Below are 26,681 nucleotides of genomic sequence, written 5' to 3' on the forward strand. Positions count from 1 at the left end.
ACCTTCATAAACGGCGTCTTTTCGCGCCATGCGTCGTTGCAAATCCTCGCGATAGTCTAGCTATCGCTCCGGTTTGCGCCTAGCCTGACACGAAAATCCACCATTTCTGAAGTTCCATTACTTACGAAGCACTACACTAGCTCCCGGCTCAAAGCAGTTTGCAAGCCTCGTCGAAATCGAGGCGCGGGCTGCGCGGGAAAAGCGCAGCGGGATCGCCGTAGCCCAGGTTGCAAAGGAAGTTGGTCTTGATGTGGCTGTCGGGAAAGTACTCATACTTGAAGTCCGGCGTCTTGCTTTCGGGGAAAAATTCATGGTCGACTTTCTGCTGGTCGAAGCCGGACATCGGCCCGCAGTCCAGGCCAAGGGCGCGCGCCGCCAGCATGAAGTAGGCTCCCTGCAGGGAGCTGTTGCGGCGGGCGGTGACTCCGGCCAGCTCGGGGGTGTCGGCGAACCAGGAGCGGGCGTCGGCATGGGGAAACAGTTTTGGCAATTGCTCAAAGAATTTGCCATCGTAGCCGATGATGGCCGTCACCGGCGCCGCCATGGTCTTGTCGACATTTCCCGGCGCCAAGGCCGGCTTCAGGCGCTCCTTGGCTTCCGGCGTGCGCAAGAACAGGATGCGCGCCGGCGAACAATTGGCGCTGGTCGGTCCCCATTTCATCACATCGTAGAGGCGGCGCAGGAGATCGTCGCTGACCGGTTTGTCGAGCCAGGCATTGTGGGTGCGCGCATTGAAAAATAAAAGATCGAGGCCTTCCTGATTCAATTCCTTACTCATGGTCGTCACCTTAAGTATGTTGATCAAAGTTAGCGGCGTGGCTACCGAACAAGTATAGGCGGCAGGATGAAAAATGAAATGGCATTCTAGGTTGAGTGCTTGGCGGTAACCCCAATTTGGTCCAAGGTATAGTGCTGCCAGGCCCGCTGGATAATGCTGATATTTTACGAAATCGATGCAGATTACAAGGAGTGTGGAATGGACAAGCTGCAAGAATTTGCGCGTCAAGTGTTCGAGTCTCAACCTTTCAGCCGGTTCATCGGCGCCCGGCTCACCAACTCAGGGCCTCAAAGTGCAGAATTGAGCATCCCGATCGTCGACTATCTGAAGCAGCAGCATGGCTTCGTCCACGGTGGAGTGATCAGTTATCTGGCCGATAACTCGATCACCTTCGCCGGTGGTTTGGCGCTGGGCGGCAATGCGCTCACTTCGGAATTCAAGATCAATTATCTGAAGCCCGCAGTCGGATCATTGCTGATTGCGCGGGCTAATGCGATAAGCGTCGGCAAGCGGCAGGCCGTATGCCAGTGCCAGATCTACGCAGTCGACGATGGTGAAGAGAAGCTATGCGCGATCGCACAAGGGACAGTCGTCGCTGCCCAGTGAACGAACGGTTCGCACCTTCGCCCGGCGTAGCGCTTGATCAATTGGGTTTGAATACCATCAATCCATAAATCACCAGCATCGCGATAAATGCCGGATATCCGAGCCATTCCCAATAACGTGCATATTGCCAATAATGTGCGGGAAGCTGCACATTGTTTTGGGCAGAAGCGGCAGCTATTTTTGACATTTGTATTTGCAACCAGACTACCGGTAGCCAGCAAGCTCCTGCCAATGCGTACAAGAAAAACGTCCAAAGCAGCCAGTTCTGAGTGATCGGATAACCAGATAAGGAAAGCATGGCATAGCCCGTCAGCGGCTGAATGAAGATTGCCGGTGTGGTGAACCAGAAATCTGCGCGTACAACTAAACGAATAACTTCTGCAATCGCCTCCGGGTTACGGGTGCGATGTATGAAATAGAGATAGAACGCGCTGCCAAAGCCTGTTCCTACCAGCAGAACACTGGACATGATATGTACCCACTTCAGCATCAAATAAATATTCATGGTGTTTGATTTGCACTCTTATGTAGTAGCCACAACATCAATAGTATCGGAAGATTTTTGAGTATTGGGCCGAACGGATGCAATAGGTATTCGGGGAGCCAGATAGAAATAATGACTGTGTAAGCGACGATCAGGCAAGCCTGGATTATCCACAGCAGCTTGCCATGCCAAACCAAGGTAAACAGGCCAAGTAAAATATCCAATACTGCGGCCAGGTAGAGAGCTGCAAGAGCGGTAAATCCATACAAGCCAATACGGCTGAGCAGGTTTAAGCCTTCTTGTTTTGTGCAAAGACTGAGTATTCCCGTCACTAGCCAGATAGTCGCGAGCACTATGCGCATCAAGCGCAGGTCGGACGATTTCATGTCGCGGCCATTGAAACAGGATTGTCGCGCTCCACAATGGCGTCGGTATGCATGCCCCATTTCGAAAATTCGGGCTCGAAATCCGATAAATTCAAACATCCCATGCTGGTATAGGCGCCCACTTCCTGCATTTCTTTTCGAGCCAAGCGTCGTGCCAGAAGAATCGCTGCCATGCAGGGAATTTCCGGTCCGAAATCATTGTCCGCAGCAATGTGCCATGCGCGGTGGACCTGTACACCATCGGCATCAATTCCTTGAACACGGACAACCATGCCGCCGAGCGACGTTCCCATAAAATCCAGGCCCTTTGCCGTAATGTTGAGCAACTTCGCAAAACGCTCGGGATGCCTGACAAGACCCGTCTTGCGTAACCAGGCCAGGACTGAAAGCGCGCGCTGACTGAGCCCGATTTCCAGTGCGGCGCGGAACATGACGGAATGTACATTTTTGTAGTGGGCGGGGAAAAGTTCAAGATCCGGAATGTCGCACAAAGCGCCGATGCGTGGACGAAGGCGTGCAAATTCTATCTGCGCTGGATTGCTCCAGCCGTAGCGAGTCACCCAATTCCCATCCCGCCAGACCAGAATCGGCGCGCCACAGTAATTCAATACCGCCGCCAGAGTAGCTGTGCCCCGCGGAGCAGTCTGGGCGGGGGCTATGCAAATATCGATGGATTCCACATTTTCCCAGCCTTGGGAAAGGTGGTTGACGACAGCGGATGAAAGAGCCGGTACGGTGCTGGCGCCAGTGATGGCGATTCGCCCGCTACGACGGAAAGCTGCATCTAAGGCTTGCGGGAAGTCGCATACGAATCTTCTGCCGTCTGCCAGATCGATGTAGTGTGCGTTGGCTGCAGCAACTGCCAACGGTACGTCATAACCCTGTTCTTGAAACGGCCCGGCGGTATGGATGACAAGTTCGGCGCCAATGTTGCGTAAGGTCTGCGCCAAATTATCCTGAGCCAGATCGAGATGCAGGGCGCTTGCACGATTTCCCAACTTGGCAGCAAGATTGGCGGCTCGCATTGCATTTCGACCGGCAACGACTAGTTCAATATCGTGGGAGTCAGCCAGCGCACGGCATATCCGTGCGCCAAAATTTCCATATCCTCCTAACACCACTGTTTTCAATCGATTTTCCTCAGGCTTCATTCTTTAGCTAGCGATTATAAAGTCACATTGCAATGACGCAGGCATCATTTGCACTCAAGCGCAGCTGGCGTTGGCGGTGAACCTTAAACACGATATGAGGGCTGGGCATGTCCCGTTATCGCCGACTATCACCTACTATCACCAACTGCTAGGCAAGTCTTTTTGCGGGACCAGATGCGACTTGAAGCGTTGCGCAATGAACTCCACAAACGCCGTGACTTTGGCCGACAGATTCAGGCGCTCCGGATAAACCGCAAAGATGTCGGACGAGGGCAATGCCCAGTCGCCCAGCACCTGGCGCAGACGCCCTGAGCGCAAATACGGCGCCAAGTCCCACTCGGAACGCATCAGTATGCCGTGTCCTTCCAGCGCCCATTCCAGTGCTATCTCGCCATCGTTGCTGCTGAGGACGCCGCGTACCTTGACGGTTTCGTGGCGCTTGCCCTTGCTCAAATGCCAGCTGCCGTAAGCCGCATCGTTTTCTCTCAGCACGATGCATGTGTGTTTTTGCAGATCGCGCGGGGTAGTTGGAGCGGGGTGCTGATTCAGATAGGCGGGCGCTGCGCATAACAGCCGGCGGTTGGACGCGATCTTGCGGGCGATGATGCGGGCGTCCGGCATTTCACCTATGCGGATGCCGATATCGAAGGCTTGATCCGCCAGATTCAAGGGGCGGTCTGATAACTGTAACTGGACTTCCACCTCCGGATAGCGCTTGCTGAACGCCGCAACCGCCGGCCCGATATGTTTGCGGCCGAAGCCGAAACTGGCGTTGATCCGCAACAGCCCTTTGGGCAGCGCCCGGCTATTGCTGACGCTACGCTCCAGCGCCTCGATATCAGCCAATATCCGGCTGCCGTCAGCCAGGTAAATTTCGCCCTCATGGGTCACGCTCATGGTCCTGGTGGTGCGGTTCAGCAAACGCACGCCCAGCCTGTGTTCCAGATTCGCCAGCCGTTTCGTCACCGCCGGCGGGGTAACGCCAAGTTCGCGCGCCAGCGCCGCCAAGCTGCCGGCTTTGACCAGAATGGCAAAAAAGGCGAGGTCCGAGATTGTGTTCATTATTAAATTTAAAGAAATAATAGAGTTAATTTCAATGAATTATAAATCCTGAGACCGGTTATACAATCGCTCATCATCAACATCGTCATCAACAGCGCAGCACAGCAGGAGAGCGGCAAATGTTTTCTGGATTCGAGCATGGAATTGCCGAGGTCAACGGCACCCGGATCAACTATCTGCGCGGCGGCAACGGTCCGGCATTGCTGTTGCTGCACGGCCATCCGCAAACCCATGTGATCTGGCATAAGGTCGCCGAACGGCTAGCCAGCAGCTTCACGGTGATCGCGGCCGATCTGCGTGGCTACGGCGATAGCGGCAAACCAGCTGGATTAGACGATCACAGCAATTACTCCAAGCGCACCATGGGGCAGGATCAGATCGCGCTGATGGCGCAACTGGGCCATCCGCAATTCCTGCTGATGGGACACGACCGCGGCGGCCGGGTCGCCTATCGCATGGCGCTGGATCACCCGCACGCGGTCCGCAAGCTGGTGTTGCTCGATATCGCGCCGACCCTGGCCATGTATGAACAGACCAGTATGGCTTTCGCCACCGCCTATTACCATTGGTTCTTCCTGATCCGGCCAGCGCCTTTCCCGGAATTGCTGATCGGCAGCCATCCCGAGGCATACCTGCAGCACACCATAGGCGGCCGCAGCGCCGGCCTGGCGCCGTTTACCCCGCAAGCCTACGCCGAGTATCTGCGCTGCCTCAGCGATCCGGCCACCATCCACGGCATCTGCGAAGACTACCGCGCCAGCGCCGGCATCGATCTGGAGCATGAGCGCCACGATCTGGCGCTAGGCAACAAGATACAGTGCGAGACCCTGGTCCTGTGGGGTGCGCAAGGCGTCATCGAGAAATGTTTCCAGCCCCTGCAGGAATGGCGGCGTCTGGTCAGCAGGCTAAGCGGCAAGGCTTTGGCCTGCGGCCACTATATTCCCGAGGAAGCCCCCGATGCTTTGCTGGCTGAAGTTCTTCCATTTTTTGCCGCCTGAGCGGCCGCCAACGAAAGAACCTCGGCCATGCATAAGCACATCTATAAGCACATCTCGCCACGCACGCTGTATAAAAAACTGGTGGATTCGCACACCGTCGCCCAGCTCGACGAGCAGCACGTGCTGCTGTACGCCGATCTGCACATCATGAACGAATACACCAGCCCGCAAGCCTTCAGCAGCCTGCGCCAGAAAAACCGCAGCGTGCTAAGGCCACAGCAACAGCTGGCGGTGGTGTCGCATATCATTCCGACCCATCCAGTCAGCGCCGCCCAGCGCGTCATCATCGATCCGCCATCGGCGCTGCAAGCCAGTAACCTGAAGCGCAATTGCAGCGATTTCGGCATCAAATTGTTCGATACCAATCATGAACAACAAGGCATAGAGCACATCATCGCGCCCGAACACGGCTGGATCCGTCCCGGCATGGTGGTGTTGTGCGGCGATAGCCACACCACCACCTATGGCGCTCTGGGGGCGCTGGGTTTTGGCGTCGGTACCTCTGAAGTGGAGCATATCCTGGCCACCCAAACCCTGGTTTACCGGCTAGCGCAGGACATGCGCATCAGGGTCGACGGCGCACTGCCTGCCGGCGCCTCGGTCAAAGATCTGATCCTGCTGATCATCGCCCGCATAGGTGCGCAAGGCGCACGCGGTTATGCGGTGGAGTTTTCCGGTTCGACGATTGCGGCGCTGTCAGCCGAGGCCCGGATGACCATGTGCAATATGGCGGTGGAGGCGGGCGCCAGAGCGGCGCTGATCCGACCCGATCAGACTACCTTTGCCTACATCCGGGACAAAGCCGCTGACCTGGCCGAACAGGAATTCATGCAGGCGCTTGCCGATTGGGAAAAGTTATATTCCGATGAGGCCGTCATGTTTGACATCGAACATGTTTTTTTGGCAGCGGAAGTCGTCCCGTTCGTGACCTGGGGCACCAGCCCGGATCAGGCGATAGCGGTCAACGGATTGATCCCGGATCCGGCGCAAGCAGGCGATGAACAAGCCAGCGCCGCCATCTCCCAAGCGTTGAAATACATGGGTTTGGCTGCTGGTGAGGCATTGCTTGGCTTGCCGGTTGACCGGGTTTTCATAGGATCGTGCACCAATGGCCGCATCGAGGATTTGCGCGCCGCCGCAGCGATCGTCAGCGGCCGCCATGTCGCGCCAACGGTCCGGGCCATGGTGGTTCCAGGCTCCGGCCAGGTACGGCGTCAGGCTGAACAAGAGGGTTTGGCGAAAATTTTCATCGACGCCGGGTTTGAATGGCGCCAGCCGGGATGTTCCATGTGCCTCGCCATGAACGACGACGTGCTGGCGCCCGGCGAACGCTGCGCCTCAACCACCAACCGTAATTTCGAAGGGCGTCAGGGCAGGGGCGGACGCACCCACCTGATGAGCCCGGCCATGGCGGCGGCCGCCGCGATCAGCGGCTGCATCAGCGACGCCCGCGTACTGGAGCCGCACCATGCATGAGCAAATAAACATAAGCGGTATCGCAGCGCCGCTGCTGATCGACAACCTCGATACCGATCAGATCATGCCCAAGCAATTCCTGCGCACCATTACCAAAGAGGGGCTGGACCAGGGTGTGTTGTTTGACTTGCGGTTTGATCCGGATGGCCGGCCCAGGCCCGGGTTTGTGCTGAACCGGGCCGAGTACAAGAACGCAAACATCCTGATCGGCGGTGCCAATTTCGGCTGCGGCTCCAGCCGTGAACATGCGGTTTGGGGGTTGCAGCAGCTGGGGATTGAAGCGGTGATTGCGCCCAGTTACGGCGAAATCTTTTTCAGCAATGCCTTGAACAACCGCTTGCTGCTGATTGTGCTGGAATCAGACAAGATCGGCATGCTGCTGCAAGATCTGGCCGGCGACAAGCATCTGTCCATCGATCTGGAAAAGATGGAACTACGTTCTGTGTCACAAGTGTTCAGTTTTTCGCTGGGTGCGCGGCATAGAAAGATGATCGTCGAGGGGCTTGATATGGTGGGGGCGACGTTGCAGTTGCTGCCGCAGATAGAAGCGTTTGAAGAAAAACACTTTGCCGCTTGCGCTTGGGCTAAAGTGTTGCCTGCTGTCGGTGACGGGAAAGATGTCTGTAGCTTGTAAATCCTGCGCCTTTAACCACAAACCGCTGTTCAAGATACTGAAGGAGTAGCCATGGCACGTTCCACAATTGAAGCTTGGCACCAGATTGTCAAGTCGCGCGACATCACTTCCTTGAAAGCATTGCTCGCCGATGATGTGGTTTTCGAATCACCGGTTGTTCACACGCCCCAAACTGGCAAGGCGATCACAATCAAATACCTTGGCGCCGCCTTGCATGTCTTGAATAACAGCACGTTCCAATACTTGAATGAATGGCTCGGCCCTCATTCCGCAGTATTGGAATTCCAATCAAGCTGCGACGGCATCCTGATCAACGGTGTGGACATGATCACGTGGAACGACGAAGGCCTGATTACGCACTTTAAGGTGATGATCCGCCCGCTAAAGGCTGTCAACAAAATTCACGAATTGATGGGCCAGATGCTACAGCTTGATGCAGCGCAACAACGATGAAATTGGTATCTCGCTGCAATTGGTCTGGCGATAACCACCGCGAGCTGTCGGCCAGAAGCGAACCTCAATGCAAGCCTTCAATTTGATGTTGCAATGCCAATTTCAATATGGCAACATGCGCCTACGAATTTTCGCGTGACGATCAATTGCGAGGATGATTCTGAATGAAGACATTGCGCTAGATATCTGCGTGGGAAACCGTTAAGAAGGAATGCCGCAACATGACTGAAAATAAGACGGCGGCTCGCCTAAATGGGCTTGACACGCTGCGCGCTGCTGCGATTGTCCTGGTATTGGCATACCACTACATGGTGGTAGTAAGCGGGAAAAATACATTTGGCTTTATGACTGAAATCGGATGGGCGGGCGTCGACCTGTTCTTTGTGTTGAGTGGGTATTTGATTGGGAACCAGATACTCTCGCCGCTTGCACAGGGCCGCAGTTTTTCTCTGAAAACGTTCTATATCAAGCGATTGCTTCGCACTTTGCCAAACTATTACTTTATCTTGGCAATGTACTTTATTTTTCCGCTCGCATTGGGAGGAAAAGAGACGGCGCCGGCATGGCAGTTTTTGATATTTACACAAAATTTTGGCCTTCGTCCCGGCCAGACCTTTACCCACTCATGGTCGCTGTGCATTGAAGAACAGTTCTATCTTATTTTGCCGGCTGTCGCGTTGCTGATTGCCAGTTTCAAAGGTTCCAGGAGGTTGGGGTGGATTGCAATTGGCGCTGCTGTCATTGCAGGCATGACCGTCAGAGGTACGGCTTGGCTTCGGTATGGTCACAATGCAATTAGCATTTATGATTACTACGAGCATATCTACTATTCGAGCTTTGCGCGTTTCGATGAACTACTGCCCGGCGTAGCAATCGCCATGCTGAAGAATTTTCATGGCGCCACCTATTCAAAAATCATGCGAAAGGGGAACGTCCTGTTTGTCGCCGGTTTGGCGGCGGTCGGGACAATGTTATATTTGTTTTCGCATTTTCTTGAGATAGCTGGTTATGGATTTGGATTTTGCATGACCACGTTCGGTTATCCGTTACTGGCGACAAGCTTTGCAATTCTGACGCTTTCGGCACTGAGCACAAACTCCATATTGCATCGGATACGTGTGCCAGGTGCAGCCAGCATTGCCTTGTGGTCATATGCAATTTACCTGGCACACAAGCCAATATTTAAATTGGCAATTTCACCATTAACCAAAATGGGTATCGATACCGATTCGATTTTGGGAGTCGGCATCATCATGACCGTAAGTCTCTTTGGAGGATGGCTGCTGTTTCGATTGGTCGAAACACCATTCATGGAATTGCGTGCGAGGATGTATTCGAATGGCGATACAAATGGGCCGGTAACGTCAAACCGGGCAGAAGCATTTCCTAAGCAGGGCGGCTCGGCGTAAATGGGATTTCTTGGCACAATTGGGAGCAGTACTTGTTAAAATTTTCGGCAATTTGCTATTTGTTTTTGCTCTCTTTTTCGCCCAACTGGGCCATTGCAGGAAATCATCAATCATTGCAGACCAGCGAACGTGAACTGGAAGTGACGGTTTTCCCAGCGAGTGCCCAATCCAAGCATCCAGCCGCCATTCTTCTGCACGGTTTGTATTGAAGCTTGTGCCCGCGACTTCGGCCAGTAGCAGACCTTCAAAAGAGCTTGAGATATCGCTTGATGCCAGACAATGTGTAGACCGGGAGGACTTTATGTGGACAAAATACCGAGTTCATCGGCGCCGGTTCACTGGGCATCCGTATGCAGCGATTTGTCGGATGTCGCCTGCTCTGCATACGCCCAATCCTTGCATTGCTGGAAGTCCGACATCTGATCCCATGCCGCCATCAAAGGCGGAGTATCCATGCGACTGATTAACTCTGCCGTTTTTGCCTTGTCGCCAGACAGGCAGGCGAATCTCGCGAAGTTATTGATATTCCAGTTATCCGGATATTTCCTCAATACGTCATCAATACCCTTTTTCATCAGCGGCCAATCAACAAGAGAATCGGAAAATAATCTATCGTCGTAGTGGTTTTGCGACGCCACCCAATAAATACGCGCATACATGCCAAACCCTTCAGACGACTGAGTTCGCCTGAGTGCTGCTTGCGCGAATTTCTCGATCGACTCTGCGTCGCCTCCCCATTTCGGTCCGTAGTATCCGATGGCGGCAAAGTAAATTTGATAAAAGGCAGGATATCGTTCCAGGCCTTCGTTAATTAACTCGGAGAATTCACGCTCTGGCCAGCTTTGCTGTTTAGCGATGACCGCCATGAGTTCGTACCAGCTTGGATCTTTCGCCGCAATTGTTTTATGGGTTTCAAGATAGGTTCGCGCCTGTTGGGTGTACTCCGCGAAAGGCGCCCAATTCTGAGGCTCTACATCCTTTGCGTAGCCGTTGCCCCGGAAGCTCCATCCGTGATTGATCAACATTTGTGCGTATGCAATGTGGGCGGCGGGTGATTCAGGGTAGCGCTCAACCCAATTCCTGGCCCATATCTCTGCCACGACCCAATAAGACGGATCCTTGTGGCGCGTGTCGAAGGCCTGGCTAATGGCAATGTTAAACACCGTCAGTTTCCAGATTCCGCTGGATGTTCTTGCTTGGGTACTCAAGTAATCGGAAGAGAGGGCCTCCAGCTCGTTTACGTTTTGTGTGTGCAGCAGGCGTCTCACATATTTATTCATTGACGCCCGCTCCGACAGCTCATCGCAGTGCCCTGGAATTGAGATCACGAGGCAAATAGCCATCAAGAAAGACAAATACATTTGCTGTAATTTCATTATGTTCTTTGATGTTAAAGAGAATGTCTAATCAACCTGAAAAGCGCGGCGCAAAAACCATCGGACTTTTACGGTGAGCAGCCGCTCTGGCCTGAGAAACCACAAGCCGGCGAAAGATTCTGTGGAGTGGGAACGACATGCGCAATCCGGCAAAATGATTGCGAAGATGGGCAAGACCAGGCATCACTTGTTTTCTATATTTTCAACCATGGCCTTATCGTATAGTAGTCAACAATAATTGTCTACGAGCAACATTTTAATGGGGAGTGAAGATGCCCGTAAATTGGGTAGCCAAATATCGTGAGCAGGTTTTCACTGGGCCATTGCACCAATCCCTAGAAATGCACGGTTGCCGTGTAGCGTAGAACGGCGGCGTTGCGTACACTAGCCGCGCTATCAATCTATTTCGTTTGAACCATGACCATCACTATCAATGAAGACCTGCGCGCCTATATCGATCCCTTGACCGAGGACGAATTCGCTGCGCTTGAACGCAGCCTGCTGACGGAAGGCTGCCGCGATGCCCTGGTGTTGTGGGGCGATCTTCTGGTGGATGGACACAACCGCTACGGTATCTGCCAAAAGCACAAGATCCCTTTCAACACCATGCAGAACCACAGCTTCCAATCCATGGACGATGTACACCTGTGGATGATCGATAACCATCTTGGGCGGCGTAGCGTGTCGGATTTTCAACGCGGCGTGCTCGCACTACGCAAGAAAGAGATCGTATCGGCGCGGGTGGCACAGACGCAAACCCAGCAAGCCCAGCGCTCGTCGGCAGAGCCAGCGGGAACGGACGCCTCGGTCAAGTCCGAGGGCGAGCCGCCGTGGACTCGGCAGGCGGTGGCGCGCGCCGCGAGGGTGAGCAGCGCGACCTTGGGGCAAATCGAGAAAATCCAGAAGACGGCTGCGCCTGAGCTGGTCGGCGCCGTAAAGTCGGGCGTGATTTCTATAAATGCTGCGGCAGCGGTGGCTTCCTTGCCTAGCGAGGAGCAGATAGCAGCTGTCGCCGGCGGCAAGAAGGAGCTGCGCCAAGCCGCAAGGCAGGTGCGTGAGGCCCGGCTGCCGCCCAAGTCCGAACCGGATGAGCCGCCGCACGACGCCACACCCGAGCAAATCGAAATACATCGTTTGATGCTATTGGTGGTTGAACTGACTGAAGAGCGCAATCAATTGAAAAAGAAGGTGCAGCATTTGACCATTGCGCTGACGGAGGCGCGCGGCAAGCAATAGCCCCATACATTCCTGATGTGGGCCTGCTTCTTCTCTATCTGACGCCCTGCCAGTCGCGAGGTCCGCAGCCGGCCAAGATGGACCGCTTCGGAATCAAGCGGTCGTGAATCGCCCCCGCTATTGCGGCACGCGTGCAATAAAGTCCATTGCGAGAGTTGCGCCCCCAGGTATTTTTTCGACTTGAATAGTTGTTCTCGCAGGCTTATGGCTTCCGAATTTTGCTGCCATCGCCTCATTCATCTTTGCAAAGTCGGCGAGATCTGTCATGTAGACGGTTACTTTGACCACGTCTTTTAGCGAGCAGCCGGCACCGAGCAACACAGCCTCAAGGTTATCGATAACACGATTTGTTGCCGCGACTATATCGCCCTCGATCAGCTTGCCGGTTACAGGATCACGCGGAGTATATCCCGCTGTAAAAAGCATTCCGTTTGAGACCACGCCTTGCGAATAAGGGCCGACTGCTTTTGGAGCGCCGGGGACAGCAACGAATTTCAATTCATTCGATGATAAGTTCGCACATCCGCCAAGGGCAATGGCTGCAATTAACGTTGATATACAAAATAGACGTGTCATTTTGCCACCTCTTTGGATTGGTTCGCTGCGGGTAACTCTGGCTAGGGGATTGGTCTATTGTAGGATCGATGTTGTCGAAATGATAGGCAGTATTAAAAATGTCGCGCCAAGACGCGAACCAAATCACTGCAGCCAGAACACCTGGCAAGCTTGCGACCACGACTACTGCAATGAACAACGGAAGGCCGTTGGCGACAAGCGGCTACTTGGTATTGATCTGCCAGCAGTTCATTAAACCATTGCGCATTACTACCGCAGCGTGTTCAAGGGTTTTGCGATTAACTGCAGCGCCAAGCGCAATGCGGATGTGCTGATCTCGTTGCGCTGCCATACCAATCGCAAAGCCTGCCCCGGCAACCACGCGGATCCCGCTGGCGTTAAGCGCTGTAACGACTTCCATGGCGCTCAGCGGCGGTGGTAACGCCAGCCAGCGATGCGGCGCACATGCCGGTTTATTCTCGGCACAATCCAATGCGGTATCCATCGCAGCATCAGACAGTTCATCAAACACCTTATCAAACAGCTGATTTCGTATTCCCATTTCGCGCCGCTGCCAGGCTAACCGTTTTGTCGCGGCGCCGGAGCGGATTAAACGATTGGCGATTTCGGCTGTTAGCGGACTTAAGTACCAGCTCGTTGTGTGCAGCGAATCCGTAAAGCGCGCCGCATGCCTGGGCGGCGGCACCAGTATCCCAAACCGCAATCCCGGGATCACGGTTTTGGATAAGGACGTAATGTAATAAGTGTGATGCGGCGCAAGCGTTGCCAGCGGCGGCGGGGATGCCGGCAATAGCAAGCCGTAGACATCTTCTTCAATGATGGTCAGATTCCTGGACACCGCGATATCGGCAATTTCCTGACGACGGGCAAGCGACATCGTGGCGCCGGTGGGATTTTGCAAGGTGGGTGAAATTACCAAGACACGTAAGCCTTTCTTGCTGGCTTTTAATATTGCCGTCGGTGTCACGCCCTGGTTATCCATATCCAGAGGATGCAGTTGATAGCCGCGTTCCCGCGCTAGCGCTTTCATTCCGGGATACGTAAAACATTCGACTCCGATCTCCATCCGCTCTACCGCTACAGACAAGGCCACGGCCAAAGCATGCTGTGCACCCGCACACAAAACAATGTTTTCAGGTGCTGTTGGCACGCCACTGATCTGCAGCCATTTTGCAGCCGATTCGCGCAATAATTCCCAGTCGCTGGCTTTTTGATAACGCATCAAATGATCGAGGCAACCGTCGCGCTGCAATTCCCCGACGATGTTTTGCACCGATCGGTCGTGCGGGTCGTGTGCTGGCGTGTTGGTCGACAGATCGATCAGGCTGTTGTCGTCGCGATACGGCAATCCAAACAATGTCACCACTTCAGCGCGGGCCAGCACCACCGTCCCGCGACGTGTGTTGCCATCAATCAGGCCGCGCTTTTCTGCCTCGCGATAGGCACGCGTCACCGTACTCAGGTTGACGCCCAGAAAATCCGCCAGCAATCTTTGTGTGGGGAGGGCGTCACCGCTGCGCAGACGCCCGGAGCGAACGGCAACTGCGATCGCCTCGGCAATCGCGAGGTACACCGGGCCGGTGGATTTCCTGAGGTCAGGCAGCCAGTTTGTCATGCAGACAATCGCTAAAAGAAAGCATACATACTAGCAGCTCTTAATTGAAAGGAAACGGACATGAAAACGATCGGCCTTATCGGGGGAATGAGTTGGGAATCGTCGGCAGAATATTACCGCCTGATCAACGAGGGAATGAAAACCCGACTCGGCGCGCACAACAACGCCAGGAGCTTGATGGTGACTGTGAATTTTCAAGAGATAAAAGAGTTGCAACATGATGGCCGTTGGGATGCTGCGGGAAATCTGATGGCGGCGGCCGCCTGTCAACTCGCAGCGGGCGGTGCTGATTTCGTTGTGCTGTGCACGAATACAATGCACAAAGTGGCCGCCGCGATTGACAGCGCAGTCACGATTCCGTTGCTGCATATTGCCGATGCTACCGGGGCTGCTATCCAACGTGCCGGGATCCAGCGTGTGGGATTGCTGGGAACCGCTTTCACCATGGAGCAAGATTTCTACAAGGGACGTCTAAAAGAGAAATTCGGCCTCGATGTCATCACTCCGAACGAAGCGGACCGGTTGCTTGTTCACACGATTATTTACGACAAACTTTGTCATGGCCAGATACACGAGAGTGATCGAAAGGAGTATCAGCGCATAATCGCCTCGCTTCAGGCTGACGGCGCTGAAGGGGTGATTCTTGGGTGCACCGAAATCATGCTTCTCATCAAATCCACCGACGTCTCACTGCCGATTTTTGATACAACGCAGTTGCATTGCGACGCCGCGATTGAGATGGCGTTGACCTCACCGTAATGTTGTTGCGAGGCAATTCTGTTCATGCCATCATGGCCTCAACTTACGCCGCTTCATTTCACCGCTTTTTTGTCGGTGATATCTATTTATCAGGGATATATTTGATGGGGATTCACATGCCGCAGGTTTCGACGCCAGAGATGACTGAATTAGTAGAGATTGAATTGGTACAGATTGACCTCCCCAATCTTCGACGTCTGGCCGTCTCTGAGCCCGTTGATTTTGCGACTAAAGTGGTGTTTGAGGGCGGGCTGCCCCCGCCCCACGTCGCTATTCGCGCACTAGCTCAGCTGGATGCCGGCACGCCCCCTGCGTGGTGTGTTCCGTACCTGATCGTTTCGAAGTCCGGCGACGCAATTGTTGGCGGCTGTGGGTTCCAGTCCGCGCCGATTGACGGCTGCGTAGAGATCGGATATGGCGTGGCCAGCAGTCAGAGGGGCCGCGGCATAGCGACTGCAGCGGTGCGACAGCTATTGCAATTTGCTGCCGCCGACGGCGTCGTGCAGCAGGTCGTTGCACGCATACTCCCGAGGAACGTAGCGTCGTCGAAGGTGGTTGGCCGACTAGGGTTCTCAAAGGGGCGCACCTCGATTGATCGGGACGGAGAGGTAGTCGATCATTGGACATGGCAAGTTTCAGGCTGACGATTTGTTCAAACCGCAGGCCGCTACCGGCGCGGCTTGTTCTGCTTGTTGGTCAGCACCAGCGCAATGCCGCCCAATATCGCTGCGGAGGCAGCTGCCAGGCGCGGCGTGATCGCTTCCGAGAGGAACGCTACGCCGCCAAATGCGGCGATCAGCGGCACCGACAACTGTACCGTGGCGGCGCGCATGGCGGAAAGCCTGCTCAGTGCGGCATACCAGATGACATACCCGAGCCCGGACGTAAGTGCGCCGGAGGCAATCGCCAGGATGACTCCGGCCGCATTTGCGTAAGCGTTGGCCACGGAAAGCAAGCTCACCACGATAGCCAGCGGCGCCGCCCGCGCGAAGTTACCCGCCGTGGCGGCTAAGGGGTCCAGGATGCCGCGCCCGCGCAGCGAGTACACGCCCCACGCGACGCCGGCAAGCGCCATCGACGCGGCGCCGAGGAACGGCGGCGCAGCGACCCCCGGCGACAGCAGGTAGACTAGCCCGGCGACAGCCAGCGCCAGGCCTAGCCATGCTATTGCTCCGAACATCTCGCCCGAGCGCAGGCCGACGATGAACATCGTCAATTGCACCGCGCCGAACAGAATCAAGGCGCCAGTGCCCGCGGGCAAGGTGAGATAGGCGAAGGAGAACAGCGCGACATAGGCAAACAGCATGGCCGCAGCGAGCCAGTCGGCATGGCCGGGCGAGGAGCGTGCCGTCCTGAAGCGCACGATCGCGGCCAGCGTGATCGCTCCGGAAACCAGCCTGATGCTGGCGAAGCTGGCCGGATCGATGCCGCCTTGCTGCAGCGCCAGCCGGCACAATAGGGAATTGGCCGCGAAGGCGAGCATCGCCGCCGCGGTGAGGGCTATCGTCCGCAAGGCGGGCAGGCCGTTGCGCTCTTCATGCATGAGTCGCCACCAGGACCACAGCCCAAGACAGCAGCGCGACACCCAGCGGCGCGCTGAGACGCTGGCCCCAGCGAACGTTCTTTTCGATCGCCATCACAGCCGCCAGCAGCAGCATCCAGCCGAGACTGCCGGCGCCGAGCGCGAACATCAGCAGCATCAGCGCCCAGCAGCAGCCGACGCAGAACAGGCCGTGCTGCACGCCAAGCGCAAACGCGTGCCAGGCGTGCGCCTGCCCGCGCCAGCGCTGGATAACGAAACTCAAAGGCGTGCGACACTTTTCCAGGCACTGGTACTTGAGCCGGCTGAACTGAAAGGCGCCGGCCAGCGCAATGGTCGCGGCGCCGATCAGCCAGCCATGCCAGGCCAATGCGGGCACGCTGGCAAGCAGGTACAGCATTGCGCCATGCAGTGCGTGCGCCAGCAGCCCAAATGCACCCCACACCGTCATGTAGCCCAGGCCGAGCAGCGTCAGGAGGCGTCCATGGTCCGGACGGCCAGCGGTCAGGCGGTCGAAGGTGTTGAACAAGGGCAGGGTGGTCGGCAGCATCATGGCTGCCGTCATGAGTATCCAGGCGGCGGCGTAGAGCGCCATGGGTACGACCACAGCGCCGGCGGGAACCACCCGGCACAGAAACGCCGCCGGTCCTGAGGCGGTCCAGTCGCCGTGCTCAAGATAGCGTCCGTACGGACTGCGCGCCCATGCCCATAGCGACAGCCACGCGAGTCCGATCAACGCGGCCAGGACCGGCAGGAATACCCGGTGGCGACGGGAGTTGCCGGACGGCAGCGGGCCTGCCGAAGCGCTCATGCGTCGAACACGAAGGTGCTTTGCAAGGCGTTGTGGTTCTTGATGTTGAGATCAATGCCCAAGGCCGCATTCTTGGATCGATAGGTCGGGGCCTTGCCGACAAACACCGGCGCTCCCGGCACCGTTGAGAATACGGTGTCGGACAGGGTAGTCTGGCCGCCGGTCGCGCCGAGATACGGTTCGAGTTCAGCGTAATAGTTCTTGCCGATCTCGAGTTCACCCTTGCCCGCGACCACGGTGAAGCGTATCGGCGCCCGTTCTACCGATACCACTTCGCCGATCAGTGCGGCGAGTTCTGCGATCGGCCCGCCCGCCTTGCCGGTGTAGACCTTCAGCAACGCCTCCTCCTGCGCCTTGGAGGCCTGGTCGTCGACATAGATGGCGGCAGTCCAGTTGCCTAGCAGAATATTGCCAGGTACGTGCGCCACGGCCGCGATGGTGTTGCCGCTGACATCGACGCCTTCGATCGTTCCTTTGTCTATGCGCCAGGCGACGATAGTGTCGCAGGTGCCGTTGTCAGGGTCCTCGCCGATCCAGCAAGGGCACAGGACGTTGCAATTGCACACCTCAAGCAGACGACCTTCCAGGTGATAGCTCATACCAACCTCCGCAGCAGTCACGTCAACACGGACTTGTCGCCGCAGTTTACAGCGGCAAGGAATAAGTCATTTTAGGTTGCGTGATAGGTCAATTCAAGTTCGATGACGGCCAGGCAAGCCGTCGCGCGGGCTGTCCGGCGTCCGCAGCGCTAACTCTTTAAAAAGACGGCTGGCGGCCGAATCCGAGCCGACGAAAGGTACCGACGGCTCCACAACCTGTCGCGCAAATTCAATCGGGAAGACGTAATATGTAGTATCCAACAGGACGAAAGATTGGCCGATATGAAGCCGGTATTTTGGGGCGTTATAGCCGTCGCCTTGATAGTTGCCGCGGCAGTGAGTTCTTATGTTGAATATCAATGCGGGGCAGTCCATAACGATGGCGCTTCCGCCCACTGGAACCGACCGGATTGACGGCGCGGCCCGATAAAGTGAACGGGGATTCGGGGAGGATTCAGCGAGACGCCTCACCGGCGTCGTGCTGCGGCTCCCGACTGGTTCCAGAGGAGAAACATGATGGGCACAATCAATCTGACATACGCGGTAGTTACGGATCCCGATTCTTTCGTAGCATTCCAGTACTACGTAAAAGCTGGAGAAGTGTTTGACGCCAACATTTACGCGGAAGCCTATAGATTGAATCGCGGCGATCTCGACGCCGACGACGTGCGCGCCACACAAGATGCCGCCGCAAAACTTGGTGTCGGAGAATGCCTGATGGTTTCCCATTCGATTGCCGCTTAGACCCCCGGCAGCGCACGCATTGCTAGCGGCGTTCAAGAGGCGCAATATAGATGCTGCGAGATCAAATTTGCTTTGGGGCTGTGTCGAATTCAACGAATCCTTCTTTACCACGAGGCGCTCCGTATGAAGAGCGCGAATTGAGAAAGGAGTAGTGCAATGAAACATGCCATCACTTACGCCGCGATTGCTGCGCTGTCGCTCATCGTAGCAACTGGAGCCGGCGCGGCGGGCGGCCTCGGCAGGGCAGCTCCGCACCCGGCCACTACATCGACTGCGACGACGACCACAGTAAAGCCGGCTGCCACCGTGACCAAACAGACGGGCCAACCTAACCAATCTTGCGGTAGTGCGACAGCCCCCAATACACCGGGTAACGCGATGACGGCGCCAGGATCTGCATTCAATCCAGACGGCCAGGCCGGATCGGTTTACGCCGGGCAACAGCCACAGAATTCACGGAATCCCACAAGCGTCGCCCAGTACGACGTCGCCTGCTCTAAACAACCTTCCAGATAAGTCTGATGCGAGGCGGAGAGAGCCAGCGGCGGGCGCTGGCTCTTTCGTCGCATGTGTGTCGGCAAATCCAGGCTCTATTTCACGTAGTCGTATAAAGGCTTGTCTTTATCGACGACATGCACGGTAAACAGTTTGAGCGACTTGTTGCCGACAACCTTGAAGCCGCCATGAGGAACGTCTCGAAGATTCAAGATAGGCGTTCCGGTTTCCAGCATCGTAGCTTCCTTGCCCGGGGCTTGAATCATCGTCCCCTGAAGAACGTAAGCCGATTCGACACCATGATGGAAGTGCTTCGCAGATTCCTCTCCGGGCTTGATTTCGACGATGGAGTTGATTACTTCCATGCCGGGCGCTCCAGTCAGATCCGTGCGTTTCAATTCCGTTCGCGCTGTGGAGTCTTGGGCATGCACATAAGCTGGTAGCGCCAGAAGGCTGGCCGCAAGCAGCAATGCAGGCCGAATTGCGCTCATCATGTCTGTACTCATCATGTATCTCCTCCGTGTTTGATTGTTATGACAAGGTAAGCGATTGCGATTGGGCCTGCAAGTCAAGGATTGGCGTCGTTTGCCGCCATGAGCTGAGTCAATAAGGCTTGCATGCTGCGCCAGTGCGTTCCTTCCCAGAACACACGCTGGCAGAGATCGCATGTGCTGAAGCGCTCAAAATTCGCGCGCACCTTCGGCGGCAAGCGCTGTTCCACCAGCGCTTTGTCGATGCTCCGCAAAGGCGCATTGCAATCCAGGCATAGCGTGAAGGGCCGTGCGCTGCGCGCCAGGTCCAGGCGCTCGAAGATTTCCTTCAGCTGCTGTGTTGACTTGAGCGCATGCACATAGCATCCATGCGTGATGATGCGGCGCTTGAGGAGTTCACGGTCGCGAGTGAGCACGATCCGGCTCTCCTTTTCGGCGATGGCGGCGATCGCGCTGTCGAGGAAATTATTGTCGTAGAGCGTGTCGAAGCCAGCCATGCGCAGCAAATGGGCGAGGCCGCCCAGATGGGCGTCGGCGATGAAACGGCTGCTACGCAGCGGACGGTCGCGCACACGCAACAGCGGGGTGATATCAAGCGTCTCGAACTTGGGGTATACGGAAACCCGGTCGCCGTCTTGCAGCAGGCGGTCGAAGCCGGCAGTCTCGCCATTGACCAGCACCAGTTCGACCTCGGTATGCGGCACCCCAAGCGCCTCGATCATGTGCTTGGTGGTGGCAGCGCGCGCGTACACGGCATCGAATGCGCGCTTGCGTCGTTCGATGGGCAGGAAAGTGTTTAATTCCTCGTAGAAACGAAAGCTTGCGGTAACCATATCGGACTTCCATTGGCGCCCATGCCGCCCATACGTATACAACTTAAAAACATATCTTACTGCTCAGCGGACCGTGACAGCGACTCCTCAATCTTTACGCTAGATTTATGCGGTAACGCCTTCTCAGGACCAAAAGCCATAAAACTGATCACGGCCAAAAGCCAAACGCCGATCCCGCCGTATAGCATTACCAGACCAAAGCCGTGGATAAACGCAGCATGAATCACCGCTCCTGATGTATCCAGCTGGTACAGCTGCGGAAAGCTCTGTTCAATGGATGCGAAGCTGCCGGAGGCTATTTTTTCCGCCAAAGAACGCAGTTGCAATGCATCGAGAGATCCGGGAAAAGCATTCTTCAGATAAGACAAAATTCCTTCTAGCAGTATGAATCCCATCAGAGCGATGTTGACGGCCAGGGTAATCAATCTGGCGCTCATGTCTATGCCGGAGGCCATGCCAGCCCGAGCAGCGGGAACCGAGCCGGTGGTTGTATTGGTCACAGGGGTGTTGGTCAAGCCCAGTCCGATACCAGCCAACAGCGAACCGGGAAGCATGGTCAGCCAACTGGCATGACCGGCGCTGCTGCCATATTTCATCAAGATGAAGCCAACGCCGATCGTGAACAATCCCGAAGGGATGACTATGCGTGGCTGATGGCGCAGCGAAAGACGCTCCGCCAGAGGCGGTATCAACAGGGTAGGGAGCGTGTACGCCAGCAGGGACAGGCCGGCGGCCACGATGCCGTAACCAAGGCCGCCTTGAAAATAAATCGGCAGATAAATCATGAAGGGCCAAAAACTGAAGTTCATGCCGATCGAGCCAACGATGGCGCCTGAGAAATTGCGTATCTTGAATACGGAGAAATCAAACATGGGATGCGGATTGATCTTTTCCACGAATATGAAAATGATGAAACCTAAGGCAGCCGCAATGACGATGCTGATGGCAGTGCTGCTGGTAAAGCCAAGATCCGGTCCTTGTGTAATAAAGTAGGTCAGGCCAAAAACCGATAGAGACAGCGTGATGACGCCCAGGATATCCAGTTTTTCCGCCTGAGGATCGCTGGATTCCTCGACGCTGCTGAAAACCAGGAACAGCGCCAGGATGGTGAGCGGAACGTGGACCAGGAACACCCAATGCCAGTTTGATAAAACCACTATCGTGCTGCCGATGATGGGGCCGAAACCCAGGCCGACGCCGAAGATGATCCCCCAGGCGGCAAAGGCTTTGCTGCGTTCTTGCCCTTCTTGAAACTGATGCGAAAGAATCGCTATCTGGCAAATCAGCATGGCGCCGCCGCTCATGCCTTGAAGAAAGCGGCTGACGATCAGGACGGACGCGCTTTGCACCAGGCCGCAAATCAAGGAGGTGACGCCGAACAAGGCCAGGCTGATGATGAAAATGCGCCTGCGGCCATAGCGGTCGGCCAGCGTTCCTGCCGCCATCAGGACGGTGGTGCAGGCGATGGTGTAGGCGTTCATGATCCATTGCATGTCCTTGAAACTGCCGTGCAGCACTTGTTCCAGGGTGGGCAATATTACCGGCACACTGGAAATCTCCAGACCGAACATCAGCGAAGCCAGGCAAATGGCGGTTAATGCGATTCTATTTCTGCTGGCGTGAGAGAGCATCGTTACTAGTTCTTTCCGAGTTTGGTTGTCGCAATCCGGGCGCGAGGTTGTCGCCCTCGCATCGACCCGAGGTTGTCGTGGATCACAGCAAACATTGTGGGCAAGTTTCGTCTATGACAGAAATGATTTAATTTTGTATGATTCATGAATAATCATCATCTATCCAGGGCTATGGACTTCGAACCGACACTTTTGCGTGCTTTTGTCGCCGTCAAGGAAACCGGCGGCTTCACCCGCGCGGCGCAGCGGCTGCATCTGACGCAATCCGCGGTCAGCCACCAGATCCGCCGGCTTGAAGAGTTGGTCGGGCGGCCGCTGCTGCATCGCACGACACGCAAGCTGACCCTGACAGAGGATGGCGAGGATTTCCTGCGCTACGCCGAGCAGATTTTGCAGACGCTCGATGCTTTGGCTCAGCGCTTTCGGCCTTCGCCGGTATCGGGCGTAGTGCGCTTTGGGGTGTCGGAGAATTTCATGGGCGAACGGCTGCCGCCGCTGCTGTGCCAGTTCGCCCGCGCGTTTCCCGCCGTGCGGCTGGATGTGAGCGTCAGCATATGTCTCGATCTGCGGGCGATGGTCGAGGCTGACGATCTCGATCTGGCGGTGGTGCTGGCAATGCCCGGCAGCGTGCAAGGCACGGTGCTGTCGCAGACGAAATTTGTGTGGGTTGCCGCCGAAACATTCGAGCTGCCGCAGGGCGCGTCGTTGCCGCTGGCGTTCTTTCCGGCGCCATGCATCACCCGCCAGGTTGCGCTGGCGGCGCTGGACGGCACGGCTGTTAAATGGCACGTCGTCTTCACGTCGGCCAGCCAGCAGGGTCTGCGTGCGGCCATGCTGGCGGGACTGGCCATCACGGTGCTGACGCGCAGCGATCTGGAGCCGGGGATGAAAGTGGTCGACGGCTTATACGGCTTGCCGCCGTTGCCGGACATCGATTTCATGCTGATCTGGAGCAGCGGCGGCAAGACGCCGGCAGCGTGTGAGTTCGGTCAGTTGATTTTGAGTTTGCCGGAGCCGGCGGTTATGCCGGCTCGCCTGCCTAGGATTGAGTAGCATTCCAGCTACTGCTCTGCGGTAGCATACGGAGCAATGCGCTTCGCTTATTGCCGCACCGACTACGCGCAACGACTACGCGCATCGACTACGCGCATCGACTACGCGCATCGACTACGATTCACCGCGCTATTTATTGGCTTTCTGGAGCAACCAAGTGGTCTCCGTTGACGCAACTTTCCCCTTCAATCCGCCCACGACATTCCTGCTTTCAACAGACTTCACTTGGTAAGTAGCTCCATAATGCTGCTTTACTTCGTCCTGGTTAACCGAAAACGGTGGACCATCCATTAGCAGTTGATTGTATTCATAAGAGATCAGCAACTGCGGCGCGGCGTCGGTTATTTTCATCAGGTGCGACACATATTGCTCCCGCGTGAGAGCGGGCAGGGCAACTAAAGCAGCGCGGTCGTATATCGCATTTACGGGCCCAAGATATTCAGCGGACACATCAAAAATATCACCTACTAATATGTCGATATCTTTAGCGCTGTAGCGGACTAATTCCGCAGCTTTGGATATAGTCGGCTCCAAGCCAAGTTCGTTAAACAACGCGTTAATGGCATGTTCGCTCAATTCTGCGCCAACCACTCGATAGCCGGAGGCAAGCAGCCATGCGATATCACGTGTCTTGCCACACAACGGCAGGAATACACGACTGCCCCTTACCGGATTTAATTTTTCAAAATGCTCTGTCAGTAACGGGTTTGCTTCACTTTCATGAAAATTAATATCGCCTCGTTCCCATTTTTTATGCCAAAAACTTGCTTCCATATCGACCCCTTAAACTCTTGATGTACGAATAACATGCCACCTAAGCTAATGACTTAAGTGCTGCGCTAACTTGTGTCCTTGCGCAGGATACAAGTTAAAGTCCACTTGAGGTCAAGCCATAATTGCAACAGGTGAAATAACGGGTGTGGCTGAGCTTGCAAAGGCATTTGAATTATGGGCACTCAGCAATATGCTCCATCGTGTTGTCGCCATATGTGCGAATCACCTTGGAAATGATGACCTGGTAGCCGTCAAGCCATTCTGAGTAGCGCCGCTTTGCTTCAATGTGACTTGGATGTTCGATCAATTGTTGCAGGCCGAGTTCTGATTCCCAGTAATACACATTGGCGATCCGTCCGGTTTTTGGATCTTCCCAGGCGTCTTCTCCGATATAACCGGTGCTTTCCTTGGCAGCCTTGGCAATTAGCCCGTCGAGCCGGTGAAACTCATCGTCAAATTGTTTGGCCCCAAAAATAAATGTTGCTGAGTACATGACATCCCTTTAATTGATACATCAAATTCGAATTGCATCTAGCATCCTGATCGAAACTGCTGAGTCCTGACTTCTTCCCGTCTTATTCGTAACCGTTGCATCTCATAGGCGTCCAGCCGATTCCGTGTTGCGGCGTCGATGCTGTTGATTTCAGCGCTTAATGCGGAACATATAAACGGATCGGCTTGTTTGCCGGTTGATGTGGTGCTCACAGCCGTGGCTTCCGTCTGCATTTCAGCTTGAATCCTTTGCCGAGCGGCTTGCACCGTGGCTGCGTTGGGACTGACGATGCCGTTGGAATCATGCAGCTCGACCTGCTGCTGTCGAATGCCGTTCGCGCATGGCTGGTCGCTGTAGGTGGTTTTTCCATTCACAACGCACTTTATTATTGGCGATTGGCCGCTTGCTTGCGCTGTTGTTTGCGGCGCCATGGCTGTTTGAGGATGATTCATTTGAGTTCCTGGCATGGCATTTCCCAGTATTGGCGTTGGCGCCTTGGCCGGCGCCCATTGGCTTGACTTCGACATGAGATAAATTCCGCCGCCAACGATGGCGATTGCCAGGCCAACCGACAGCGCCATGTTGATGAAATTTTTCATGCCGCTTCCCTGTTGGTGTAATTTCTATTTTGCAATATTTAATCACAGTTCGGGTTGTCGTGCAGTTTTGATAAGCACTCAATGAAGAGATGCCGTCAGCCGCTTCATTTGCGAGCCAGGCCGACGCGGAGCTCGCAATTTGGCTACACTGTCAGGCCAAAAGCAAACGAGCTGCGAACATGCAAAACAACTATCAGAATCGGCAATGGTTTTACGTTAAACGTCCTGAAGGGCGGGTTAGCGACGAACACTATGAGCTGCGTGAAAGCGAGCTGGATGGCAATCTGTCCGCCAATGAAGTGATCTTGCGGGCGCGCATCGTCAGCGTTGATCCTTATATCCGTATCCAGCAGCATGCGCGCAATACCTATGACGTGCCGCATCCCTTGGGCATCGTCCAGCGCGCCGGCGTGGTGGGCGAGGTGGTGGCCTCAGCCAGCCCGTTGTTCCAGGCGGGCGATTGGGTTTCGGCCTACAGCGGCTGGCAGCTTTATGCACGTTGCCATCATAGCGAACTGACCAAACTTGACCCGAGCGCGGCGCCGGTTTCCACCGCGCTGGGCGTGCTTGGCATGCCGGGCCGCACCGCCTGGTTCGGCTTGACCGAGGCTGGCCGGCCACGGCCGGGCGATACCTTGCTGGTGTCGGGGGCTGCGGGTGCGGTCGGGTCTTTGGTGGCGCAGTTCGGCAAGCGCGCCGGCTGCCGGGTGATCGGCATTGCGGGTGGTGCTGAAAAATGCAGATTCCTTACCGAGACGCTGAAGCTGGACGGTGCAATCGACTATCGTGCACATACCACGCCAGCGGCGCTGAGCGCGGCCATCCAGGTGGCTACCGGCGGCGTCGACATCTACTTTGACAATGTCGGCGGGCCTATTACCGATGCGGTTATCCCGCTGATCAAGCGCCGCGCCCGCATCATCATCTGCGGCGCTATCAGCCAGTATGACGGCGGCCTGGATACGCCGGACCTGGGCCCGCGCTTTCTACAGCACATGCTGTTTCAACGGGCTACGATCCAGGGCATTCTGGCGCGTGATTTCGCCCATCGGATGGATGAGATGCTGGCCATCGTGGCGCCGTGGGTGAAGAACGGCGAGATTGTGTTTCAAGAGACTTATGTCGATGGTTTCGAGCAGTTGCCGGAGGCGCTTAACAGTCTTTTCGAGGGCAAGAATCTCGGCAAGTTGCTGGTGCGGGTCTGACAATATAGTCCGTAAAATCTCGGTAGCGGCAGGCGTACTGAATTACAATTCACGATTGATTCGTGGCAATGTTCTAAGGGGAAAATATGCTTGTCGTTACTACAGAAAACATCTCAGGTTACCGGGTTAAGGAAGTCAAAGGCCAGGTGTTCGGACTGGTGGTACGCAGCCGCGGCCTGGCGGGTAATATCATGGCTGGCTTGCGCGCGATCGTCGGCGGCGAAATCACCGAATATACGCAATTGCTTGAGGAAGCGCGCCGCCATGCGGTGGATCGCATGGTGAAGAACGCGCATAGCATGGGCGCTAATGCGGTGGTGATGATGCGTTTCGATTCTTCTGAAATGGGACAGACCATGAGTGAAATCGTGGCGTACGGCACGGCGGTGGTGGTTGAGCCGGTAGCGGCGTAAT

Annotated in this window: 32 protein-coding genes; 15 read left to right on the top strand and 17 right to left on the bottom strand. The window is 55.7% G+C overall.

All coding sequences use genetic code 11. The features are described from left to right. Window positions 1-148: 148 nt before the first annotated feature. Window positions 149-778 (bottom strand): malonic semialdehyde reductase, encoded by a 630-nt coding sequence (locus VNZ60_RS04990; protein ID WP_325390778.1) that lies wholly within the window; start codon window positions 776-778, stop codon window positions 149-151. Between the two features lie 198 nt (window positions 779-976). Here VNZ60_RS04990 and VNZ60_RS04995 point away from each other — a divergent pair, with 198 nt between their 5' ends. Continuing rightward, window positions 977-1,384 carry a PaaI family thioesterase gene (locus tag VNZ60_RS04995; protein WP_325657321.1) on the top strand — a complete coding sequence of 136 codons (408 nt, stop codon included), beginning with the start codon at window positions 977-979 and terminating at the stop codon, window positions 1,382-1,384. Window positions 1,385-1,421: 37 nt separating this feature from the next. Here VNZ60_RS04995 and VNZ60_RS05000 read toward each other — a convergent pair whose 3' ends face one another. The 4 genes from VNZ60_RS05000 to VNZ60_RS05015 form a co-directional block, all read right to left on the bottom strand. Then, entirely contained in the window at window positions 1,422-1,889 is a 468-nt protein-coding gene (locus tag VNZ60_RS05000) for a DUF2269 family protein (protein ID WP_325390775.1), read from the bottom strand. Then, window positions 1,886-2,254, bottom strand: coding sequence for a DoxX-like family protein (locus VNZ60_RS05005; RefSeq protein ID WP_325657322.1), 369 nt, complete (start codon window positions 2,252-2,254; stop codon window positions 1,886-1,888). The genes VNZ60_RS05000 and VNZ60_RS05005 overlap by 4 nt, the downstream gene beginning before the upstream one ends. Next, window positions 2,251-3,375: a saccharopine dehydrogenase family protein gene (locus VNZ60_RS05010; protein WP_325657408.1), complete on the bottom strand. Its 1,125-nt coding sequence runs from the start codon at window positions 3,373-3,375 to the stop codon at window positions 2,251-2,253. Before VNZ60_RS05010 ends, VNZ60_RS05005 begins: the two co-directional genes overlap by 4 nt. Before the next feature lie 168 nt (window positions 3,376-3,543). Beyond that, on the bottom strand, window positions 3,544-4,467 hold the full coding sequence (locus tag VNZ60_RS05015) for a LysR substrate-binding domain-containing protein (RefSeq protein WP_325657323.1): 924 nt from the start codon (window positions 4,465-4,467) through the stop codon (window positions 3,544-3,546). Window positions 4,468-4,586: 119 nt separating this feature from the next. Here VNZ60_RS05015 and VNZ60_RS05020 point away from each other — a divergent pair, with 119 nt between their 5' ends. From VNZ60_RS05020 to VNZ60_RS05045, 6 genes are all read left to right on the top strand, one after another. Continuing rightward, on the top strand, window positions 4,587-5,465 hold the full coding sequence (locus VNZ60_RS05020) for an alpha/beta fold hydrolase (protein ID WP_325657324.1): 879 nt from the start codon (window positions 4,587-4,589) through the stop codon (window positions 5,463-5,465). A gap of 27 nt (window positions 5,466-5,492) precedes the next feature. Then, complete coding sequence (gene leuC, locus VNZ60_RS05025; RefSeq protein WP_414648778.1) at window positions 5,493-6,941, top strand: 3-isopropylmalate dehydratase large subunit; 1,449 nt, start codon at window positions 5,493-5,495, stop codon at window positions 6,939-6,941. Continuing rightward, window positions 6,934-7,575, top strand: coding sequence for a 3-isopropylmalate dehydratase small subunit (gene leuD, locus VNZ60_RS05030; RefSeq protein ID WP_325657325.1), 642 nt, complete (start codon window positions 6,934-6,936; stop codon window positions 7,573-7,575). Before leuC ends, leuD begins: the two co-directional genes overlap by 8 nt. A gap of 51 nt (window positions 7,576-7,626) precedes the next feature. Then, window positions 7,627-8,028, top strand: coding sequence for a nuclear transport factor 2 family protein (locus tag VNZ60_RS05035; RefSeq protein ID WP_325657326.1), 402 nt, complete (start codon window positions 7,627-7,629; stop codon window positions 8,026-8,028). 221 nt (window positions 8,029-8,249) lie between these two features. Next, entirely contained in the window at window positions 8,250-9,437 is a 1,188-nt protein-coding gene (locus VNZ60_RS05040; RefSeq protein WP_325657327.1) for an acyltransferase family protein, read from the top strand. A 32-nt stretch (window positions 9,438-9,469) separates the two neighbouring features. Continuing rightward, window positions 9,470-9,646, top strand: a complete 177-nt coding sequence (locus tag VNZ60_RS05045; RefSeq protein ID WP_325657328.1) for a hypothetical protein — start codon at window positions 9,470-9,472, stop codon at window positions 9,644-9,646. A 126-nt stretch (window positions 9,647-9,772) separates the two neighbouring features. On the opposite strand, the gene VNZ60_RS05050 is transcribed toward VNZ60_RS05045, so the two are convergent. Then, on the bottom strand, window positions 9,773-10,813 hold the full coding sequence (locus tag VNZ60_RS05050; RefSeq protein ID WP_325657329.1) for a hypothetical protein: 1,041 nt from the start codon (window positions 10,811-10,813) through the stop codon (window positions 9,773-9,775). Window positions 10,814-11,230: 417 nt separating this feature from the next. Here VNZ60_RS05050 and VNZ60_RS05055 point away from each other — a divergent pair, with 417 nt between their 5' ends. Then, entirely contained in the window at window positions 11,231-12,049 is an 819-nt protein-coding gene (locus tag VNZ60_RS05055; RefSeq protein ID WP_325657330.1) for a ParB N-terminal domain-containing protein, read from the top strand. 117 nt (window positions 12,050-12,166) lie between these two features. Here the strand turns inward: VNZ60_RS05055 and VNZ60_RS05060 are convergent, their stop codons facing one another. Next, the gene (locus VNZ60_RS05060) at window positions 12,167-12,625 is read right to left on the bottom strand and encodes a Rid family detoxifying hydrolase (protein WP_325657331.1); all 459 of its coding nucleotides are present in this window, start codon (window positions 12,623-12,625) and stop codon (window positions 12,167-12,169) included. A 202-nt stretch (window positions 12,626-12,827) separates the two neighbouring features. Further along, on the bottom strand, window positions 12,828-14,240 hold the full coding sequence (locus VNZ60_RS05065) for an aminotransferase-like domain-containing protein (RefSeq protein WP_325657332.1): 1,413 nt from the start codon (window positions 14,238-14,240) through the stop codon (window positions 12,828-12,830). A 60-nt stretch (window positions 14,241-14,300) separates the two neighbouring features. Between VNZ60_RS05065 and VNZ60_RS05070 the strand changes: the two genes are divergently transcribed. Together VNZ60_RS05070 and VNZ60_RS05075 are read left to right on the top strand one after the other, a co-directional pair. Further along, a complete protein-coding gene (locus VNZ60_RS05070) occupies window positions 14,301-14,999 on the top strand; it encodes an aspartate/glutamate racemase family protein (protein ID WP_325657333.1) in 699 nt (232 codons plus the stop codon). After that, window positions 14,999-15,643 (top strand): GNAT family N-acetyltransferase, encoded by a 645-nt coding sequence (locus VNZ60_RS05075; RefSeq protein WP_325657334.1) that lies wholly within the window; start codon window positions 14,999-15,001, stop codon window positions 15,641-15,643. Before VNZ60_RS05070 ends, VNZ60_RS05075 begins: the two co-directional genes overlap by 1 nt. 23 nt (window positions 15,644-15,666) lie before the next feature. Here VNZ60_RS05075 and VNZ60_RS05080 read toward each other — a convergent pair whose 3' ends face one another. Genes VNZ60_RS05080 through VNZ60_RS05090 form a run of 3 tightly spaced genes read right to left on the bottom strand, consistent with a single transcriptional unit; the run spans window position 15,667 to window position 17,949 of the window. Then, window positions 15,667-16,542, bottom strand: coding sequence for a DMT family transporter (locus tag VNZ60_RS05080; protein ID WP_325657335.1), 876 nt, complete (start codon window positions 16,540-16,542; stop codon window positions 15,667-15,669). Then, window positions 16,535-17,350, bottom strand: coding sequence for a DUF2182 domain-containing protein (locus VNZ60_RS05085; RefSeq protein WP_325657336.1), 816 nt, complete (start codon window positions 17,348-17,350; stop codon window positions 16,535-16,537). The genes VNZ60_RS05080 and VNZ60_RS05085 overlap by 8 nt, the downstream gene beginning before the upstream one ends. Beyond that, on the bottom strand, window positions 17,347-17,949 hold the full coding sequence (locus VNZ60_RS05090; RefSeq protein ID WP_325657337.1) for a DUF1326 domain-containing protein: 603 nt from the start codon (window positions 17,947-17,949) through the stop codon (window positions 17,347-17,349). Before VNZ60_RS05090 ends, VNZ60_RS05085 begins: the two co-directional genes overlap by 4 nt. Before the next feature lie 513 nt (window positions 17,950-18,462). Here VNZ60_RS05090 and VNZ60_RS05095 point away from each other — a divergent pair. Then, on the top strand, window positions 18,463-18,693 hold the full coding sequence (locus tag VNZ60_RS05095) for a hypothetical protein (RefSeq protein ID WP_325657338.1): 231 nt from the start codon (window positions 18,463-18,465) through the stop codon (window positions 18,691-18,693). A gap of 156 nt (window positions 18,694-18,849) precedes the next feature. Further along, window positions 18,850-19,209 (top strand): hypothetical protein, encoded by a 360-nt coding sequence (locus VNZ60_RS05100; protein ID WP_325657339.1) that lies wholly within the window; start codon window positions 18,850-18,852, stop codon window positions 19,207-19,209. Between the two features lie 74 nt (window positions 19,210-19,283). On the opposite strand, the gene VNZ60_RS05105 is transcribed toward VNZ60_RS05100, so the two are convergent. Genes VNZ60_RS05105 through VNZ60_RS05115 form a run of 3 tightly spaced genes read right to left on the bottom strand, consistent with a single transcriptional unit; the run spans window position 19,284 to window position 22,143 of the window. Further along, a complete protein-coding gene (locus VNZ60_RS05105; RefSeq protein ID WP_325657340.1) occupies window positions 19,284-19,697 on the bottom strand; it encodes a cupin domain-containing protein in 414 nt (137 codons plus the stop codon). A 59-nt stretch (window positions 19,698-19,756) separates the two neighbouring features. Continuing rightward, on the bottom strand, window positions 19,757-20,512 hold the full coding sequence (locus tag VNZ60_RS05110; protein ID WP_325657341.1) for a Mut7-C RNAse domain-containing protein: 756 nt from the start codon (window positions 20,510-20,512) through the stop codon (window positions 19,757-19,759). A gap of 56 nt (window positions 20,513-20,568) precedes the next feature. Continuing rightward, on the bottom strand, window positions 20,569-22,143 hold the full coding sequence (locus tag VNZ60_RS05115) for an MFS transporter (RefSeq protein WP_325657342.1): 1,575 nt from the start codon (window positions 22,141-22,143) through the stop codon (window positions 20,569-20,571). Between the two features lie 144 nt (window positions 22,144-22,287). Here VNZ60_RS05115 and VNZ60_RS05120 point away from each other — a divergent pair, with 144 nt between their 5' ends. Then, a complete protein-coding gene (locus tag VNZ60_RS05120; RefSeq protein WP_325657343.1) occupies window positions 22,288-23,196 on the top strand; it encodes a LysR family transcriptional regulator in 909 nt (302 codons plus the stop codon). 129 nt (window positions 23,197-23,325) lie between these two features. Here the strand turns inward: VNZ60_RS05120 and tmpT are convergent, their stop codons facing one another. The 3 genes from tmpT to VNZ60_RS05135 form a co-directional block, all read right to left on the bottom strand. Further along, window positions 23,326-23,970: a thiopurine S-methyltransferase gene (gene tmpT, locus VNZ60_RS05125; RefSeq protein ID WP_325657344.1), complete on the bottom strand. Its 645-nt coding sequence runs from the start codon at window positions 23,968-23,970 to the stop codon at window positions 23,326-23,328. A 172-nt stretch (window positions 23,971-24,142) separates the two neighbouring features. Continuing rightward, window positions 24,143-24,463 (bottom strand): antibiotic biosynthesis monooxygenase family protein, encoded by a 321-nt coding sequence (locus tag VNZ60_RS05130; protein ID WP_325657345.1) that lies wholly within the window; start codon window positions 24,461-24,463, stop codon window positions 24,143-24,145. A 38-nt stretch (window positions 24,464-24,501) separates the two neighbouring features. Next, complete coding sequence (locus VNZ60_RS05135; RefSeq protein ID WP_325657346.1) at window positions 24,502-25,062, bottom strand: DUF4124 domain-containing protein; 561 nt, start codon at window positions 25,060-25,062, stop codon at window positions 24,502-24,504. 179 nt (window positions 25,063-25,241) lie between these two features. Here VNZ60_RS05135 and VNZ60_RS05140 point away from each other — a divergent pair, with 179 nt between their 5' ends. Then, on the top strand, window positions 25,242-26,267 hold the full coding sequence (locus VNZ60_RS05140; RefSeq protein ID WP_325657347.1) for an NADP-dependent oxidoreductase: 1,026 nt from the start codon (window positions 25,242-25,244) through the stop codon (window positions 26,265-26,267). Window positions 26,268-26,353: 86 nt separating this feature from the next. Further along, window positions 26,354-26,680, top strand: a complete 327-nt coding sequence (locus VNZ60_RS05145; RefSeq protein WP_325657348.1) for a YbjQ family protein — start codon at window positions 26,354-26,356, stop codon at window positions 26,678-26,680. Window position 26,681: the final 1 nt, after the last annotated feature.

It is taken from the genome of Collimonas sp., assembly GCF_035566375.1.
Lineage (GTDB): Bacteria > Pseudomonadota > Gammaproteobacteria > Burkholderiales > Burkholderiaceae_D > Collimonas.

Bases quoted from the DNA above. Each gene is read 5' to 3' on its own strand.
- VNZ60_RS04990 (WP_325390778.1), bottom strand. From the start codon at position 778: ATGAGTAAGGAATTGAATCAGGAAGGCCTCGATCTTTTATTTTTCAAT.
- VNZ60_RS04995 (WP_325657321.1), top strand. From the start codon at position 977: ATGGACAAGCTGCAAGAATTTGCGCGTCAAGTGTTCGAGTCTCAACCT.
- VNZ60_RS05000 (WP_325390775.1), bottom strand. From the start codon at position 1,889: ATGAATATTTATTTGATGCTGAAGTGGGTACATATCATGTCCAGTGTT.
- VNZ60_RS05005 (WP_325657322.1), bottom strand. From the start codon at position 2,254: ATGAAATCGTCCGACCTGCGCTTGATGCGCATAGTGCTCGCGACTATC.
- VNZ60_RS05015 (WP_325657323.1), bottom strand. From the start codon at position 4,467: ATGAACACAATCTCGGACCTCGCCTTTTTTGCCATTCTGGTCAAAGCC.
- VNZ60_RS05020 (WP_325657324.1), top strand. From the start codon at position 4,587: ATGTTTTCTGGATTCGAGCATGGAATTGCCGAGGTCAACGGCACCCGG.
- leuC (WP_414648778.1), top strand. From the start codon at position 5,493: ATGCATAAGCACATCTATAAGCACATCTCGCCACGCACGCTGTATAAA.
- leuD (WP_325657325.1), top strand. From the start codon at position 6,934: ATGCATGAGCAAATAAACATAAGCGGTATCGCAGCGCCGCTGCTGATC.
- VNZ60_RS05035 (WP_325657326.1), top strand. From the start codon at position 7,627: ATGGCACGTTCCACAATTGAAGCTTGGCACCAGATTGTCAAGTCGCGC.
- VNZ60_RS05040 (WP_325657327.1), top strand. From the start codon at position 8,250: ATGACTGAAAATAAGACGGCGGCTCGCCTAAATGGGCTTGACACGCTG.
- VNZ60_RS05050 (WP_325657329.1), bottom strand. From the start codon at position 10,813: ATGAAATTACAGCAAATGTATTTGTCTTTCTTGATGGCTATTTGCCTC.
- VNZ60_RS05055 (WP_325657330.1), top strand. From the start codon at position 11,231: ATGACCATCACTATCAATGAAGACCTGCGCGCCTATATCGATCCCTTG.
- VNZ60_RS05060 (WP_325657331.1), bottom strand. From the start codon at position 12,625: ATGACACGTCTATTTTGTATATCAACGTTAATTGCAGCCATTGCCCTT.
- VNZ60_RS05065 (WP_325657332.1), bottom strand. From the start codon at position 14,240: ATGACAAACTGGCTGCCTGACCTCAGGAAATCCACCGGCCCGGTGTAC.
- VNZ60_RS05070 (WP_325657333.1), top strand. From the start codon at position 14,301: ATGAAAACGATCGGCCTTATCGGGGGAATGAGTTGGGAATCGTCGGCA.
- VNZ60_RS05075 (WP_325657334.1), top strand. From the start codon at position 14,999: ATGTTGTTGCGAGGCAATTCTGTTCATGCCATCATGGCCTCAACTTAC.
- VNZ60_RS05080 (WP_325657335.1), bottom strand. From the start codon at position 16,542: ATGCATGAAGAGCGCAACGGCCTGCCCGCCTTGCGGACGATAGCCCTC.
- VNZ60_RS05085 (WP_325657336.1), bottom strand. From the start codon at position 17,350: ATGAGCGCTTCGGCAGGCCCGCTGCCGTCCGGCAACTCCCGTCGCCAC.
- VNZ60_RS05090 (WP_325657337.1), bottom strand. From the start codon at position 17,949: ATGAGCTATCACCTGGAAGGTCGTCTGCTTGAGGTGTGCAATTGCAAC.
- VNZ60_RS05095 (WP_325657338.1), top strand. From the start codon at position 18,463: ATGATGGGCACAATCAATCTGACATACGCGGTAGTTACGGATCCCGAT.
- VNZ60_RS05100 (WP_325657339.1), top strand. From the start codon at position 18,850: ATGAAACATGCCATCACTTACGCCGCGATTGCTGCGCTGTCGCTCATC.
- VNZ60_RS05105 (WP_325657340.1), bottom strand. From the start codon at position 19,697: ATGATGAGTACAGACATGATGAGCGCAATTCGGCCTGCATTGCTGCTT.
- VNZ60_RS05110 (WP_325657341.1), bottom strand. From the start codon at position 20,512: ATGGTTACCGCAAGCTTTCGTTTCTACGAGGAATTAAACACTTTCCTG.
- VNZ60_RS05115 (WP_325657342.1), bottom strand. From the start codon at position 22,143: ATGCTCTCTCACGCCAGCAGAAATAGAATCGCATTAACCGCCATTTGC.
- VNZ60_RS05120 (WP_325657343.1), top strand. From the start codon at position 22,288: ATGAATAATCATCATCTATCCAGGGCTATGGACTTCGAACCGACACTT.
- tmpT (WP_325657344.1), bottom strand. From the start codon at position 23,970: ATGGAAGCAAGTTTTTGGCATAAAAAATGGGAACGAGGCGATATTAAT.
- VNZ60_RS05130 (WP_325657345.1), bottom strand. From the start codon at position 24,463: ATGTACTCAGCAACATTTATTTTTGGGGCCAAACAATTTGACGATGAG.
- VNZ60_RS05135 (WP_325657346.1), bottom strand. From the start codon at position 25,062: ATGAAAAATTTCATCAACATGGCGCTGTCGGTTGGCCTGGCAATCGCC.
- VNZ60_RS05140 (WP_325657347.1), top strand. From the start codon at position 25,242: ATGCAAAACAACTATCAGAATCGGCAATGGTTTTACGTTAAACGTCCT.
- VNZ60_RS05145 (WP_325657348.1), top strand. From the start codon at position 26,354: ATGCTTGTCGTTACTACAGAAAACATCTCAGGTTACCGGGTTAAGGAA.